Raw genomic sequence first — 14,131 nt, 5'->3', positions numbered from 1 at the left:
AGAGAAAATGGCGACAGCGGTAGTGGACCAGGCCGACAAACGGCAGTCCCCCCTTTCGGATGCGGTAGTTGTACGATTTGCCGGGGACAGTGGCGACGGGATGCAGTTGACCGGCGGTCAATTCACCCTGTCCTCCGCGCTGGCGGGCAACGACTTTGCGACCTTCCCCGATTTCCCTGCCGAAATCCGCGCGCCGCAGGGCACATTGTTCGGCGTTTCGGCGTTCCAGATCAATTTCGGATCGTCGGCGATCGACACCGCGGGCGACGCGCCCGACGTGCTCGTCGCGATGAACCCCGCGGCGCTCAAGACCAATGTCCCGCAATTGAAGCAGGGCGGCCTGATCATCGCCGACGAGGGCGAGTTCAACGACCGCAATCTCGCCAAGGCGAAATATGAGGCGAACCCGCTCGACGACGGCAGCCTCGCGAAGTGGCAGTTGCTCAAGCTCAACATCAGCCAGCTGACGATGGATGCCGTGAAGCCCTTCGGGCTCGGCAACAAGGAAGCTTTGCGCTGCAAGAATATGTGGACGCTGGGGCTCGCGCTCTGGATGTTCGACCGCGACCGCCAGCCGCTGATCGACTGGCTCAACGCGAAATTCGCAAAGGCGCCTGATCTCGCCGCGGCGAACGTCGCCGCGCTCAATGCGGGTCATGCCTATGGCGAGACCGCCGAACTCGCGGGTCCGCTCAAGCAGCATCATGTCGATCCCGCGCCGGTGGCGCCCGGCCTGTACCGCACGCTGACTGGCGCTGAGGGCATCGCGCTCGGTCTCGTCGCGGGCGCGCAGCTCGCCAAACTGCCGATGTTCTTCGGCGGCTATCCGATCACGCCGGCATCGGCGATCCTGCATCATTTGTCGCGGCTCAAGGAATATGACGTCACGACCTTCCAGGCCGAGGACGAGATTGCCGCAATCTGCTCGGCGATCGGTGCGAGCTATGGCGGCTCGCTGGGCGTCACGTCGTCATCGGGCCCCGGCATTGCGCTGAAGGGCGAGGCGATGGGCCTCGCGATCATTACCGAGCTGCCGCTCGTCATTGTCAATTCGCAGCGCGGCGGCCCCTCCACCGGGCTGCCGACAAAGACCGAGCAGTCCGATCTCTATCAGGCGGTCTATGGCCGCAACGGTGACGCGCCGATGCCCGTGGTCGCCGCGCGCTCGCCCGGCGACGCGTTCGAATGCGCGATCGAGGCGGTGCGCATCGCGGTGCAATATATGACCCCGGTGATGCTGCTGACCGACGGCTATATCGCCAATGCGGCGGAGCCGTGGGCAGTGCCCGATCTCACGACCTACGAAGCCTTCCCGGTCGAATTCCTCACCGAAGCGCCCGAGGGCGGGTTCAAGCCCTATGGCCGCGATGAAAACCTCAAGCGTCCGTGGGTGAAGCCGGGTACGCCGGGCCTGCTGCACCGGATCGGCGGGATCGAAAAGGAACTCGACACCGGGCACATCAACTATGCGCCCGAAAACCATCAGGCGATGACCGATATCCGCAAGGACAAGATCGACGGCATCAAGGTTCCCGACCAGGTCGTCGAACTTGGCGCCGAGGGCGGCAAGCTTGCCGTCGTCGGCTGGGGCTCGACCTTCGGCCCGATCCATCAGGCCGTGCGCCGCAAGCGCGCCGAAGGCCTCGACGTCAGCCATGTCCACATCCGCCATATCTGGCCGCTGCCCGCCAATCTCGGCGAATTGCTGAAAAGCTATGACAAGGTGATCGTCCCCGAGATGAACACCGGCCAACTCAAGACCGTGCTGCGTGACCAGTATCTGGTCGATGCGAAGCCGGTGAACAAGGTGTCGGGCCAGCCCTTCACCATCGCCGAAATCGAAGCCGCCATCGAGGAGGCACTCAAGTGAATGAAATGACCACCATCGCGCGGACGACGACGCTCAAGGATTGGGAAACCGATCAGGAAGTCCGCTGGTGCCCCGGCTGCGGCGACTATGCGATCCTGAAGGCGGTGCAGCGCACGATGCCCGAAATCGGCACGACGCCCGAAAACACCGTCTTCGTCAGCGGCATCGGCTGCTCGTCGCGCTTCCCCTATTATATGGAAACCTATGGCTTCCACACGATCCACGGCCGCGCGCCGGCGTTCGCGACGGGGCTGAAGCTTGCCAACCCGGACCTCGACATCTGGATCGTCACCGGCGACGGCGACGGGCTGTCGATCGGCGGCAATCACACGATGCACCTGATCCGCCGCAATCTCGACTGCCAGATCATGCTGTTCAACAACGAGATCTATGGTCTTACAAAAGGGCAATATTCTCCGACCAGCCGCGTCGGCACGACCAGCCCGTCGACCCCCTATGGCTCGGTCGACCGCCCGGCGCAGCCCGCGGCCTTCGCGCTCGGCGCCGGCGCACGTTTCGTTGCGCGCGGTTTCGATGTGTCGAAGGAATTGCCGAACGTGCTGAAGGCGGCGCACGCGCACAAAGGCGCCGCCTTTATCGAGATTTTCCAGAACTGTATCGTCTATAACAAAGACGTATTCGAGGATTTCGCTGCGCCGAAGGGCGCCGAAGACCGCCAGCTCTGGCTCAAGCAGGGCGAGCCGATGATCTACGCCAAGGGCACCAAGGGCATCGCGCTCGACGCCGAGGCGCTGCACCTCAAGACCGTCGATGTCGTCGACGGCGACTGGCAGGCGGCGGGCGTGATCGTCCACGACGTGACCAATCGCAGCGTCGCGCACATGCTTGTCGAAATGCGCTTCGGCGAATTCCCGATGGCCTTGGGCGTCCTCTACGACGACCCGCGCCCGACTTTCGAGGCCGACGTCGTCCGCCAGAACAAGGCGGCCGCCGAAGGCAAGACGGCCGACCTCCAAAGCCTGCTCAAGAAAGGGCAGACCTGGACGGTGACCGAGGGCGGGCCCGAACTCTGATCTTGCTGCGGCACCGCGTGTCGGATCTATAGCTCGGGATGGACAATCTCACGCACAGCCTCGTCGGCGCGGTTCTTGGCCAGATGGGGCTCAAGAAAAAGACCGGCCTGGCGATGCCGACGCTGATCATCGCGGCGAACCTGCCCGATATCGACGCGACCTGCGCGATCTATGGCATCGAATCGCTGTCGATGCGGCGCGGGATCACCCACGGGCCGATCGCGCTGCTGGTGCTGCCGATCCTGTTATGGGCGCTGATGCTCGCCTTCGACCGCTGGCAGGGCCGGCACGGAAAACGGCCGGCGGATCGGCTCCCGGTCCACAAGGGCTGGTTGCTTGCGCTCGCTTATATCGGCTGCTTCAGCCATCCGGCGCTCGACTGGCTCAACAATTATGGCATCCGCTTGCTTGAGCCATTCAGCCATCGCTGGTTCTACGGCGACAGCATCTTCATCATCGACCTGTGGATTTGGATCGCGCTTGCCGTGTCGCTCTGGTTGTCGCTGCGCGGCGAACGGCGCGGGGCGGCGAACTGGCGGCGCCCGGCATGGGTCGGCCTCACCGCCGTGTGCGCCTATATCTTCGTCAATGGCGTCATCACCGGCGCCGCCGAGCGCATGGCCTCGCGCGCGCTTGAAGCGGGCGGCCAGAAGGACGCACTCGTCGTTGCGAGCCCGCCGCCGCTTGCCTTCTGGAAACGCGACATCTTCTGGCGGACGGCCGACCGCTACGGCACCGCAAGCTTCGTTCCGGGCGCCGGCGGCGAAGTCGATCTGACCGGCGCACCGACCGGCATGGACGATCCGCGCCTCGCGACCTGGGTCAAGGCCGATCCCGCGGCGCGCGCTTTCCTGTTCTGGTCGCGGATGCCCGTGGCGCAAAGCGATGGCGATGCGATCCTGCTCCGCGACCAGCGTTTCATGCACCCGCTTGCGCAGGACCGGTTTCAGGTTCGCCTGACCGCGCCCGACACCGCCAGCCATCCCGAATGAGCGCGCCCGCGTGACGTCATGGCGCCGCGTGTTTCAACCGATTGTCAGCGCGATGCGTTTGAGGCAGGAAGGTGACAATGAACACGCATGTCAGCCCGCGCCGCGGTAAGGAACTGCTTCGCGCCGACCGTGCCTATCGCTCGGGCGGCGGCATGGCGCGGCTGATCGCGCTGGCGCCGGCGAGTCTCTTTCACCGCATGCTCGACCGGATCGACGCCGGCCTCGCGCAGGGGACGATTGAGAGCCATCTGCCCGACGGCAGCGTGCGCCTGCTCGGTGGGCGCGGCAAAGGGCCGGTCGCGGTCGTTCATCTCCACAGCTGGGCCTCGCTCGCACGACTGGCGCTTTCGGGCTCGGTGGGCTGGTATCGCGCGTGGGACGCCGGCGAATGGTCGTCGCCCGATCCGGTGCCTTTGTTCGACCTGTTTATGCGCAACGGAGAAGCGCTGGGCAATGTCGCGCGCGCGCGCGGGCCATGGCGATGGCTTAATAGGGCGATCCACGCGCTCCATCGCAACGATCGGCGCGGCGCGAAGCGGAATATCCATGCCCATTATGATTTAGGCAATGATTTCTATCGCTTGTGGCTCGATCCGAGCATGAATTATTCGAGCGCGCTGTTCACCGATCCCGGCCAGTCGCTCGAGGAGGCGCAGGCGGCAAAAGTCGACGCGATCCTCGACCGGCTCGATCTCCGGTCGGGAAGCCGGCTGCTTGAGATCGGCTGCGGCTGGGGGGCGCTCGCCGAGCGCGCGGTCGAACGCCACGACGTGCTCTACACCGGTATCACCTTGTCGCCCGCGCAGGCCGAAATCGCCGACGCGCGGCTCGCGGCGGTCGATCTGTCGGATCGCTCGCGCATCGAAATCTGTGACTATCGTGACGCGCAGGGGCCTTACGACGCGATCGCCAGCGTCGAGATGGTCGAGGCGGTGGGTGAAGCCTATTGGCCCGCCTATCTCGACGCGATCGCGCGGCTGCTGCGCCCGGGCGGCAAGGCGGCGATCCAATATATATTGATCAGCGACGCGCTGTTCGAGCGCTATGCCGCGAGCAGCGATTTCATCCAGGCCTATATCTTTCCGGGCGGCTGCCTGATTTCGGAAAGCCGCTTTCGCGCGCTTGCCGAGGCGCGCGGCCTCGCGTGGCGCGACGTGCACCGCTTCGGCGGCGATTATGCCGAGACGCTGCGCCAATGGCGCGAGCGCTTCGATGCGGCGGTTGCTGCGGACCAGCTTCCGTCGGGGTTCGACCCGCGCTTCGTCCGGCTCTGGCGCTATTATCTGCAATATTGCGAGGGGGGCTTTCGTGGCGGCGGCATCGACGTCGCGCAAGTCACGCTCGAAAAGACAGCCTGAAAACAGGGGGAGAGACGTACATGCGAAGATTTTTGGCGGCGGTGCTGCTGTGCACCGCGGCGGCGGGGTGCAGCGCGCCCGCACCGACCGAGACCACCGATAAACTGCCAAAGGATCTGAATGTGCTGTTCTGGACCCAGGATCAACGCGACGCCGCCTTCCGTACGATGGAGACGGTCCCCAAGGTTGTCGTCAACACAGTGAAGGCGGGCGGGCCCGTCTATCCGCTGCCGCAGGGCAAGCCGATCGACCTCGGCGATATCGATGCCCATATGGCGAAGCAGCGCAATGCCGGGCTGGTCATCGTTCAGGACGGCAAGATTCGGCTCGAAAAATATGCGCTCGGCTATGGCGCCGCGGGCCGCTGGACGAGTTTCTCGGTCGCCAAGAGCTTCACCTCGACGCTCGTCGGCGCGGCGGTGAAGGACGGCTATATCAAGAGCCTCGACGACAAGGTCACCGTCTATATTCCGGGCCTCAAGGGTTCGGCCTATGACGATGTCTCGGTGAAGCAGCTGCTGACTATGACTTCGGGCGTCAAATGGAACGAGGATTATACCGATCCCAAGTCCGACGTCGCCTTGTTCAATATGCAGAAGCCCGTTGCCGGCGAGGACATAACGGTCAGCTATATGAAGACCTTGCCGCGCGAAGCGCCTGCGGGATCGAAGTGGGTGTACAAGACCGGCGAAACCAATTTGATCGGCGTGCTCGTCTCAAGCGCGACGGGCAAGACGCTGTCGGCCTATCTGTCCGAAAAGGTGTGGAAACCGTTCGGCATGGAGCAGGACGCAGTGTGGATGCTCGGCGCGACGGGGCACGAGATCAGCGGTTGCTGCATGTCGGCGAGCCTCAAGGATTATGCGCGTTTTGGCCAGTTCATCCTGAACGGCGGGGTTGCGGGCGGCAAGAAGGTGCTTCCCGACGACTGGCTCCCCGCGGCGACGACGAAGCAGGCGGGCATCGACCTGCCGGGCCGCGGCTATGGCTATCAGTGGTGGACCAACGACGACGGCAGCTTCGCCGCGCAGGGCATCTTCGGCCAGGGCATCTTCATCGATCCCAAGCGCAAACTGGTGATCGCGTCGAACGGCAACTGGCCGACCGCGACCGATCCCGAGGGCGTCGGCGCGGCGCGCGAGGCGTTCTATAAGAGTGTGCAGGCGGCGGTGGATAAGGAAGCCAAATAACGTCGCCCCCGCGAAGGCGGGGGCCGCTGTCGGAGTAGCGCAAGGCTGCCAGCGGCCCCCGCCTTCGCGGGGGCGACGAGCTATTCGGTGACGATACTCGCCGCGCGCTGGGCCAACCACACCGCGACGAGCGGGACGGCGACGCCCAGCGCCATGATCCACCATGCGTCGGCGAGCGTCACGGCGCGGTAAAGCGCCGCGCCGATCACCGCGCCGGCGACGATCCAGCCCGCGCCGGTGCCCGCCGAAATCCGCATCGCGAACCAGCTGCCGCCAAAGGTGCCGACGAACCAGCCGACGATCAGCGCGATCGTCGATCCGATCGGGATCAGGACTTCGCCGCTGTTCGGATCATAGACGTCAGGCGAAATTTCGCTGCCGGCATGTTGGGCGAGCCAGATCAGCCCGAACGCGACGGCGATGCCGATGACGGCGGCAATTGCCGTTCGCAAAATATCCTTGGTCATTCCCGCGCCCTTGCAAACCCTCTTATGCGAGCGTCTTAGCGCAGGAAAACGAAGATGGCGTTAAGCTTTTTCCATGACCTTGGGCAGCGCGTGGAAGGCGGTGCTGTCGAACCCTTCGACCATCAGATTGGCGACAAATTCGCCGACCGCGGCGGGGTCCTTGATGCTCTGCGGGTCTTCGCCCGGATAGGCGCGCGCGCGCATCTGCGTTCGCGTGCCGCCGGGATCGAGGATCGCGGTGCGTACGGTCGAGATATTGCGCATTTCGGCGCCATAGCTGGTGACCAGCGTTTCGAACGCCGCCTTCGACGCGGCATAGGCGCCCCAATAGGCGCGCGGCTCGCGCGCGACGCTGCTCGACAGTGCGACCAGTCGGCCGTTTGCCGCGCGGCGCAGCAGCGGGTCGAAATTGGCGATCAGCGCCTGCTGCGCGATCAGGTTCAGCGTCAGCAGCTTGTTGAATTCCTTGCCGTCGATCGCGGCAACCGGGGTCAGCGTGCCGAGCATCGCGGCGTTGAGCACGAGCATGTCAAGCTGCTGCCAGCGTTCGGCGATCGCACTTGCAAGGCGGGCGATGCTGTCGCCATCGGTCAGGTCGAGCGGGGCGATCGTCGCGCTGCCGCCGGCTTCGTGGATGCGGTCTTCGAGTTCCTCGAGCCCGCCCGCGGTACGCGCGGTGATCACGACATGCGCGCCGCGCGCCGCGAGCGATTCGGCGATCGCTTCGCCGATGCCGCGGCTTGCCCCGGTGACGAGCGCAACCTGGCCCGCCAGTTCTTTAGGCGTCGTATTCATTCTGTCAGACAACCCGTTCGGCAAGCAGCGAAAATTGATCTTCCAGCCCATGCTCGTCGAAATCGGTCAGCGTGGTCGGATAGTCGCCGGTAAAGCAGGCGTCGCAATATTTCGGGGCGTCGTCGCTGCGCTTCGCTTCGCCGAGTGCGCGATACAGGCCGTCGATCGAGATGAACGACAGGCTGTCGGCGTTGATGAAATTCGCCATCTGGCCGACGCTCATCTGCGCCGCGAGCAATTTGGCGCGTTCGGGCGTGTCGACGCCATAGAAGCAGCTGTGCTGCGTCGGCGGGCTCGCGATGCGCATATGCACCTCGGTCGCGCCGGCATCGCGCATCATCTGCACGATCTTGAGGCTGGTCGTGCCGCGCACGATCGAATCGTCGATCAGCACGATGCGTTTGCCCGCGATCAGCGCGCGGTTGGCGTTGTGCTTCAGTTTCACGCCGAGGTGGCGGACCTTGTCGCCCGGCTGGATGAAGGTGCGCCCGACATAGTGCGAGCGGATGATGCCGAGTTCGAACGGAATGCCCGATTCCTGCGCATAGCCGATCGCCGCGGGCGTGCCCGAATCGGGGACGGGGATGACGAGGTCGGCGTCGACCGGATTTTCGCGCGCGAGTTCGGCGCCGATCGCCTTGCGCACCGAATAGACGCTCGTCCCGTCGACGATCGAATCGGGGCGCGAGAAATAGACATATTCGAAGATGCACGGCCGCGCCGCATGGTCGGCGAAGGGGCGGTGCGAGGTGAGCTGGCCATCGCGGATGATGACGAGCTCGCCCGGTTCGACCGAGCGCACGAATTCGGCGCCGACGACGTCGAGCGCGACGGTTTCGGACGCAAGGATATGCGCGTCGCCGAGCTTGCCGATCACGAGCGGGCGGATGCCGAGCGGATCGCGGCAGCCGATCATGCCCTCGGCGGTCAGGCAGATCAGCGAATAGGCGCCCTCGACCTGCTTCAGCGCGTCGATGAAGCGGTCGAGCAGCGAACGATAGGCCGATGTTGCGACGAGGTGGATGATCACCTCGGTATCGCTGGTCGACTGGAAGATCGAGCCGCGGCGGACGAGCACCTTCTTGAGCGCCGCCGCGTTGGAAATATTGCCATTATGCGCGACCGCGAATCCGCCGGTCGACAGGTCGGCGAACAGCGGCTGGACGTTGCGCAGCGCGGTCTCGCCCGTCGTCGAGTAACGGACGTGGCCAACCGCCGATCCGCCTTGCAGCTGGCGCATGATGTCGTCGCGGTCGAAATTGCCCGCGACATGGCCCATCGCGCGGTGGGTGTGGAACTCCTTGCCGTCGAAGGCAGTGATGCCCGCGGCTTCCTGTCCACGGTGCTGCAGGGCGTGAAGCCCCAGCGCGACTACCGCGGCGGCGCTATCGGCGCCATGAATACCAAATACGCCGCACTCCTCGCGGAGCTTGTCGTCGTCGAAAGGATGGGTCGTCAGCATGTCATTCCAGGGGCAGGGGGGCAGTGACTGCGGCGCATATAGGGACGGCAATCGCAAATGTCGCCCCCCTAATCACGGATTTGTCATATGCGCCGCGACGGACGGGGTGACAGCGGCTCCTATCCTGCTCTAAAGCGCGGTTTATGGATGATCAGCGCGACACGACCGACCGATTTCTTCCGCGTTTCGACGCCGCTGGACTGGTGACGGCGATCGTCGTCGACGCCGACAGCCATATATTGCTGATGGTCGCGCATATGAACGCCGAGGCGATCGAGCAGACTCGCGCGACGGGGCAGGCGCATTTCTGGTCGCGGTCGCGGGCTGCGTTGTGGCGCAAGGGCGAGACCTCGGGCAACGGCCTGACGGTCGTGGAGATGCGGGTCGATTGCGACCAGGACGCGTTGCTGCTCCGCGTGAAGCCTGCGGGCCCCGCCTGCCACACGGGACGCCGCTCCTGCTTTTATCGCCGTGTCGAGGCCGATGGCGGTCTGACCTTCCTGGCGGACGATGCGCAGGGCTGATGTCGCCGCGCTTGCGGTTCTGCTGCTCGCGGCATGCGGGCGGCCCGCGCCCGACGAACGCACGAAGGGGATCGACACCGGCAACCCGCTCGAAGTGACCGCCCGCGAGCGCGGCGTCGTCCACCCCGAAGCCGTCACGCCGGTCGGCGTGTTCGAGCGCGCGCACGATCTCGGCCGCGATGCGATGTGCGTCGTTCCCGATGGCGCCGGAAAATGGCGCTTCGCCGTCACCGCCGCCTTCGGCCCCGGCCTCTCGTGCGCCGCCAGCGGAACGATGGTTCGCGAGGGTCGCGGCTGGCGGATGCGCTTCGCCGGGATCGATGGCTGCGAAGCCTTTGTGCATGAGGAAGAGGATGAGCTCCGCTTGCCCGGAAAGCAGCCGCCGCAATGCCGCAGCCTGTGCCCCGGCCGCGCCTCGCTCGCGGGGCTCCGCCTGCCGCGCGCTAGCTGGTCGGCAAGCGACGCGGGGGACTTGCGGATTACCGATCGAGACGGCAATATGCAGCGTCCTTGCGAGGGCTGACCTGCCCCGAATTGACCCGTTCTGCCGGGCTTGACGTTCACGTCAACGGAAACTAGTTTCACCGGCATGACCGAGCAATATGGCCACGCCCATATCGATACGCCCGACCATCTCGGGCGCGAACAATTCAGCATCACCGACTTGTCGACCGAGTTCGGGGTCACCGCCCGCGCGCTGCGTTTCTATGAGGACGAAGGGTTGATCAGCCCGTCGCGCAAGGGATTGTCGCGCATCTATTCGAAACGCGACCGCGCGCGGCTGGCGTGGATCCTGCGCGCCAAGCGCACGGGTTTCAGCCTTGCCGACATTCGCGAGATGATCGACCTCTACGACGTCGGTGATGGCCGCAAGCTGCAGCGTCAGGTGACGATCGAGAAATGCGAGCAGCGCATCGGCCTGCTGCAACGTCAGCGCGACGATATTGACAGCGCTGTAGATGAGCTGTCACGCTTCATCGATACGGTGAAAAAAGTCGACGCCGGCCAAAAGGTCGACTGAGCCTCTCCCCAGGCAAGTTCACTGCTAACCTGCTTTTCAGAAGGATTTCCCATGCCCGTCTATCGCGCACCCGTGCAAGACACGCTGTTCCTCCTCAACGACGTGCTCGGGATCGAGCGCTATTCGAACCTGCCCGGTTTCGCGAACGCAACCCCGGACATGGTCGAGGCGGTGCTGACCGAGGCGGGCAAGTTCTGCGAGGAAGTGCTGTTTCCGATCAACCAGTCGGGCGACCTCGAAGGCTGCACGCGCCACGACGACGGCTCGGTGACGACGCCGAAGGGCTTCAAGGAAGCCTATAAGGCCTATAGCGAAGCCGGTTGGGGCCTGCTGACCGCGCCCGAGGAGTTCGGTGGACAGGGGCTGCCGCACGTCATCGGCTTTCCGGTCGAGGAATATCGCAACGCCGCCAATCAGGCGTTCGCCATGTATCCGGGGCTGACGCAGGGCGCGACCGCGGCGATCCTCGTCAAGGGCTCGGACGAGCAGAAGGCGACCTATGTCCCCCGGATGATCGCGGGCGAATGGGGCGGGACGATGAACCTGACCGAACCGCACTGCGGCACCGACCTTGGCCTCATTCGCACCCGCGCGGTGCCGAACGGCGACGGGAGCTATGCTGTCACGGGCACGAAAATCTTCATCTCGTCGGGCGAGCATGACCTCACCGACAATATCATCCACCTCGTGCTGGCAAAGACCCCCGACGCGCCCGACAGCGTCAAGGGTATCTCGCTGTTCATCGTGCCGAAGTTCATCGTCAACGAAGACGGTTCGCTCGGCGAGCGCAACACGCTGTCGTGCGGGTCAATCGAGCACAAGATGGGCATCCACGCCAACTCGACCTGCGTGATGAATTATGACGGCGCGAAGGGCTGGATGGTCGGCGAGGAGAATAAGGGCCTCGCCGCGATGTTCGTGATGATGAACGCCGCGCGCCTCGGCGTCGGTATTCAGGGGCTCGGCCAGGCCGACGTCGCCTACCAGAACGCCGTCCAGTACGCGCAGGACCGCCGTCAGGGCCGCGCGCTCACCGGGCCCAAGGATCCGCAGGAAAAGGCCGATCCTTTGTTCGTCCACCCCGACGTGCGCCGCATGCTGATGGACGGCAAGGCGACGGTCGAGGGGCTGCGCGCGCTCTGCACCTGGGGTGCGCTGCAGGTCGACCTCGCGCATGTCGCCGAGAGCGAGGAAGAACGCCAGCGCGCCGACGACCTCGTCAGCCTGCTGACGCCGGTGATCAAGGGCTTTGGCACCGACAAGGGCTATGAAGTCGCGACCAACGCGCAGCAGGTCTTCGGCGGCCACGGCTACATCGAAGAGCAGGGCATGAGCCAGTATGTCCGCGATGCGCGCATCACGATGATCTACGAAGGCGCGAACGGGGTGCAGGCGATGGATCTTGTCGGCCGCAAACTCGCGCAGAATGGCGGCCGTGCGATCCAGGCCTTTTTCGCGATCGTCGACGAGGAATGCGCGCGTGCCAAGGGTGACGAAGCGCTCGCCGACTTCGCGGGCCGTCTCGAAAAAGCCAACGGCGAGCTCAAGGCCGCGACGATGTGGTTCATGCAGAATGGCATGGCGAACCCGAACAATGTCGGCGCCGGTGCGCATCACTATATGCACATCCTAGGGATCGTCGCGCTCGGCTCGATGTGGCTGATGATGGCTGAGGCAGCGCAGAAGGCGCTCGCCGAAGGCCGCGGCAACAAGCCGTTCCTCGAAGCCAAGCTGGTCACAGCGCGCTATTTTGCCGAGCGTTTCCTGCCCGACGCCGGATCGCTCCGCCGCAAGATCGAGGCGGGCAGCGACGCGATGATGGCGCTGGCGCCCGAGCAGTTCGTCGCAGCCTGACTTTAGCCCTTGCAACCATCGCCGCCATCATGCGTGGTGGCGGCGATGGGGACCGAGCTATCACCAATAGTCGTCGAAGGCCGCAATTGCTGGCGCATCGAACGCGCCGAAAAGGCGCGGATGATCGTCGACGCCGCCGACTATTATGCGCTCCTCGAAGGGCTGATGGCCGAGGCGAAGGAGCGCATCCTGCTGATCGGCTGGGACTTCGACCCGCGGATCGCATTGAAGCCCGACAAGACGGGCAAGGGTGAGCCGCTCGGCGATTATCTGCTGCGGCTCGCCAAGGAAAAGCCCGAACGCGACATCGATATTTTGCGCTGGAATTTCGGCGGGCTGAAGCAATTTGCGATGCCGCGCATCCTGTCGATGATCGCACGCTGGAAACTGACGCGCGCGATCAGCTTTCGCCTCGACAGCGCGCATCCGGTCGGGTGCAGCCATCACCAGAAGGTCGCGGTGTTCGACGATCATCTCGCGGTCTGCGGCGGGATCGACGTCGGCGCGCGCCGCTGGGACACGCGCGATCACAAGGATGGCGACGCGCACCGCACCGCGCCCGACGGCAAAGCCTATATGCCCTGGCATGATTTGACGATGATCCTCGCGGGGCCGGTCGGCAATGCGCTCGCCGACCTTGGCAACGAGCGCTGGCAGCGCGCAACGAAAAAGCCGCTGCGCGATCTGAAGGGCAAGGGCGAGAATTGGCCCGACGACCTCGAACCCGATTTCGAAGGCATCGACGTCGCGATCTCGCGCACGCGTGCCGAATATGAGGATAGCGAGGAAATCCGCGAGATCGAGCAACTCTATCTCGACATGATCGCCGCAGCCGACCGCTTCATCTATTTCGAAAATCAATATTTCACCTGCGGCAAGATCGCCGCCGCCATCGCAGCGCGGCTGAACGAGGATGATCCGCCCGAATTCGTGATGGTGATGCCAAAGACCGCCGACGGCTGGCTCGAACAGATGGCGATGGACGCCGCGCGCGTGCAACTGGTGCGCGAGATTGCGAAGGCGAAGCATGGCGATCGGCTGAAGGTCTATTATCCGCGCACCAGCCGCGGCGAGCCGATCTATGTCCACGCGAAGACCGCGGTGGTCGACGACCGTTTCCTGCGCGTGGGGTCGGCGAATATGAACAACCGATCGATGGGGCTCGACAGCGAATGCGATGTGACGATCGACGCCGCGCTGCCCGCGAACGAAGGCGTCGAACCCGCGATCGCGCGCTTGCGCTCGTCGCTGATCGCCGAACATCTCGACGTGGGGGAAGAAGATGTCGCGGCGACGTTCAAGCGCACCGGGTCGCTGATCGACACGATCGAGGCGCTGCGCGGCAAGGGGCGTTCGCTCGAACTGCTCGATCTCGTGCCCCCGGGGCCGTTCGACGAATTCATTGCCGAGAATGAGGTCCTCGACCCGACCAGCCCCGACGCGATGTTCGAAAGCCTGACCGAACGCGGCCTCAGGAAAAGCTGGCACCGCGGCCGCAACTGGATGAAGCGCCACCGGCCCTTCGGGCGCAAGAGTTAAACCTTCTCCCTTGATGGGAGAAGGA

The 14,131-nt window shown here is 64.6% G+C and carries 13 protein-coding genes; 10 read left to right on the top strand and 3 right to left on the bottom strand.

Annotation, left to right across the window (positions count from 1 at the left end):
• Positions 1–7 precede the first annotated feature (7 nt).
• The 5 genes from ACTJI5_RS22020 to ACTJI5_RS22000 all read left to right on the top strand — a co-directional run bounded on the left by ACTJI5_RS22020 (position 8) and on the right by ACTJI5_RS22000 (position 6,444).
• Positions 8–1,870: a 2-oxoacid:acceptor oxidoreductase subunit alpha gene (locus ACTJI5_RS22020; RefSeq protein ID WP_440861828.1), complete on the top strand. Its 1,863-nt coding sequence runs from the start codon at positions 8–10 to the stop codon at positions 1,868–1,870.
• Positions 1,867–2,904 (top strand): 2-oxoacid:ferredoxin oxidoreductase subunit beta, encoded by a 1,038-nt coding sequence (locus ACTJI5_RS22015; RefSeq protein ID WP_137888627.1) that lies wholly within the window; start codon positions 1,867–1,869, stop codon positions 2,902–2,904. The genes ACTJI5_RS22020 and ACTJI5_RS22015 overlap by 4 nt, the downstream gene beginning before the upstream one ends.
• 38 nt (positions 2,905–2,942) lie before the next feature.
• Entirely contained in the window at positions 2,943–3,896 is a 954-nt protein-coding gene (locus ACTJI5_RS22010) for a metal-dependent hydrolase (RefSeq protein ID WP_440861827.1), read from the top strand.
• Positions 3,897–3,973: 77 nt separating this feature from the next.
• A complete protein-coding gene (locus ACTJI5_RS22005) occupies positions 3,974–5,254 on the top strand; it encodes a class I SAM-dependent methyltransferase (protein WP_440861826.1) in 1,281 nt (426 codons plus the stop codon).
• Positions 5,255–5,274: 20 nt separating this feature from the next.
• On the top strand, positions 5,275–6,444 hold the full coding sequence (locus tag ACTJI5_RS22000) for a serine hydrolase domain-containing protein (protein WP_440861825.1): 1,170 nt from the start codon (positions 5,275–5,277) through the stop codon (positions 6,442–6,444).
• An 80-nt stretch (positions 6,445–6,524) separates the two neighbouring features.
• Here the strand turns inward: ACTJI5_RS22000 and ACTJI5_RS21995 are convergent, their stop codons facing one another.
• The 3 genes from ACTJI5_RS21995 to purF are packed head-to-tail and all read right to left on the bottom strand — an operon-like array spanning position 6,525 to position 9,168.
• Positions 6,525–6,911: a hypothetical protein gene (locus ACTJI5_RS21995; protein WP_440861824.1), complete on the bottom strand. Its 387-nt coding sequence runs from the start codon at positions 6,909–6,911 to the stop codon at positions 6,525–6,527.
• 60 nt (positions 6,912–6,971) lie between these two features.
• A complete protein-coding gene (locus ACTJI5_RS21990; RefSeq protein WP_440861823.1) occupies positions 6,972–7,706 on the bottom strand; it encodes an SDR family NAD(P)-dependent oxidoreductase in 735 nt (244 codons plus the stop codon).
• A 4-nt stretch (positions 7,707–7,710) separates the two neighbouring features.
• Entirely contained in the window at positions 7,711–9,168 is a 1,458-nt protein-coding gene (gene purF, locus ACTJI5_RS21985; protein WP_058538348.1) for an amidophosphoribosyltransferase, read from the bottom strand.
• A 143-nt stretch (positions 9,169–9,311) separates the two neighbouring features.
• Here purF and hisI point away from each other — a divergent pair, with 143 nt between their 5' ends.
• The 5 genes from hisI to ACTJI5_RS21960 all read left to right on the top strand — a co-directional run bounded on the left by hisI (position 9,312) and on the right by ACTJI5_RS21960 (position 14,106).
• Positions 9,312–9,692, top strand: a complete 381-nt coding sequence (gene hisI / locus ACTJI5_RS21980; RefSeq protein WP_440861822.1) for a phosphoribosyl-AMP cyclohydrolase — start codon at positions 9,312–9,314, stop codon at positions 9,690–9,692.
• Entirely contained in the window at positions 9,679–10,215 is a 537-nt protein-coding gene (locus ACTJI5_RS21975) for a hypothetical protein (protein ID WP_440861821.1), read from the top strand. Before hisI ends, ACTJI5_RS21975 begins: the two co-directional genes overlap by 14 nt.
• A gap of 66 nt (positions 10,216–10,281) precedes the next feature.
• Complete coding sequence (locus tag ACTJI5_RS21970) at positions 10,282–10,713, top strand: MerR family transcriptional regulator (RefSeq protein ID WP_037515136.1); 432 nt, start codon at positions 10,282–10,284, stop codon at positions 10,711–10,713.
• 51 nt (positions 10,714–10,764) lie between these two features.
• Positions 10,765–12,567 carry an acyl-CoA dehydrogenase C-terminal domain-containing protein gene (locus tag ACTJI5_RS21965; RefSeq protein WP_440861820.1) on the top strand — a complete coding sequence of 601 codons (1,803 nt, stop codon included), beginning with the start codon at positions 10,765–10,767 and terminating at the stop codon, positions 12,565–12,567.
• A 45-nt stretch (positions 12,568–12,612) separates the two neighbouring features.
• Complete coding sequence (locus tag ACTJI5_RS21960) at positions 12,613–14,106, top strand: phospholipase D-like domain-containing protein (protein ID WP_440861819.1); 1,494 nt, start codon at positions 12,613–12,615, stop codon at positions 14,104–14,106.
• The last annotated feature ends 25 nt before the right edge of the window (positions 14,107–14,131 follow it).

Source organism: Sphingopyxis sp. 22461 (genome assembly GCF_052044915.1).
Classification (GTDB): Bacteria; Pseudomonadota; Alphaproteobacteria; order Sphingomonadales; family Sphingomonadaceae; genus Sphingopyxis.
The sequence above is the reverse complement of the archived record's forward strand: the minus strand, read 5'-3'. Positions and strand labels throughout refer to the sequence as shown.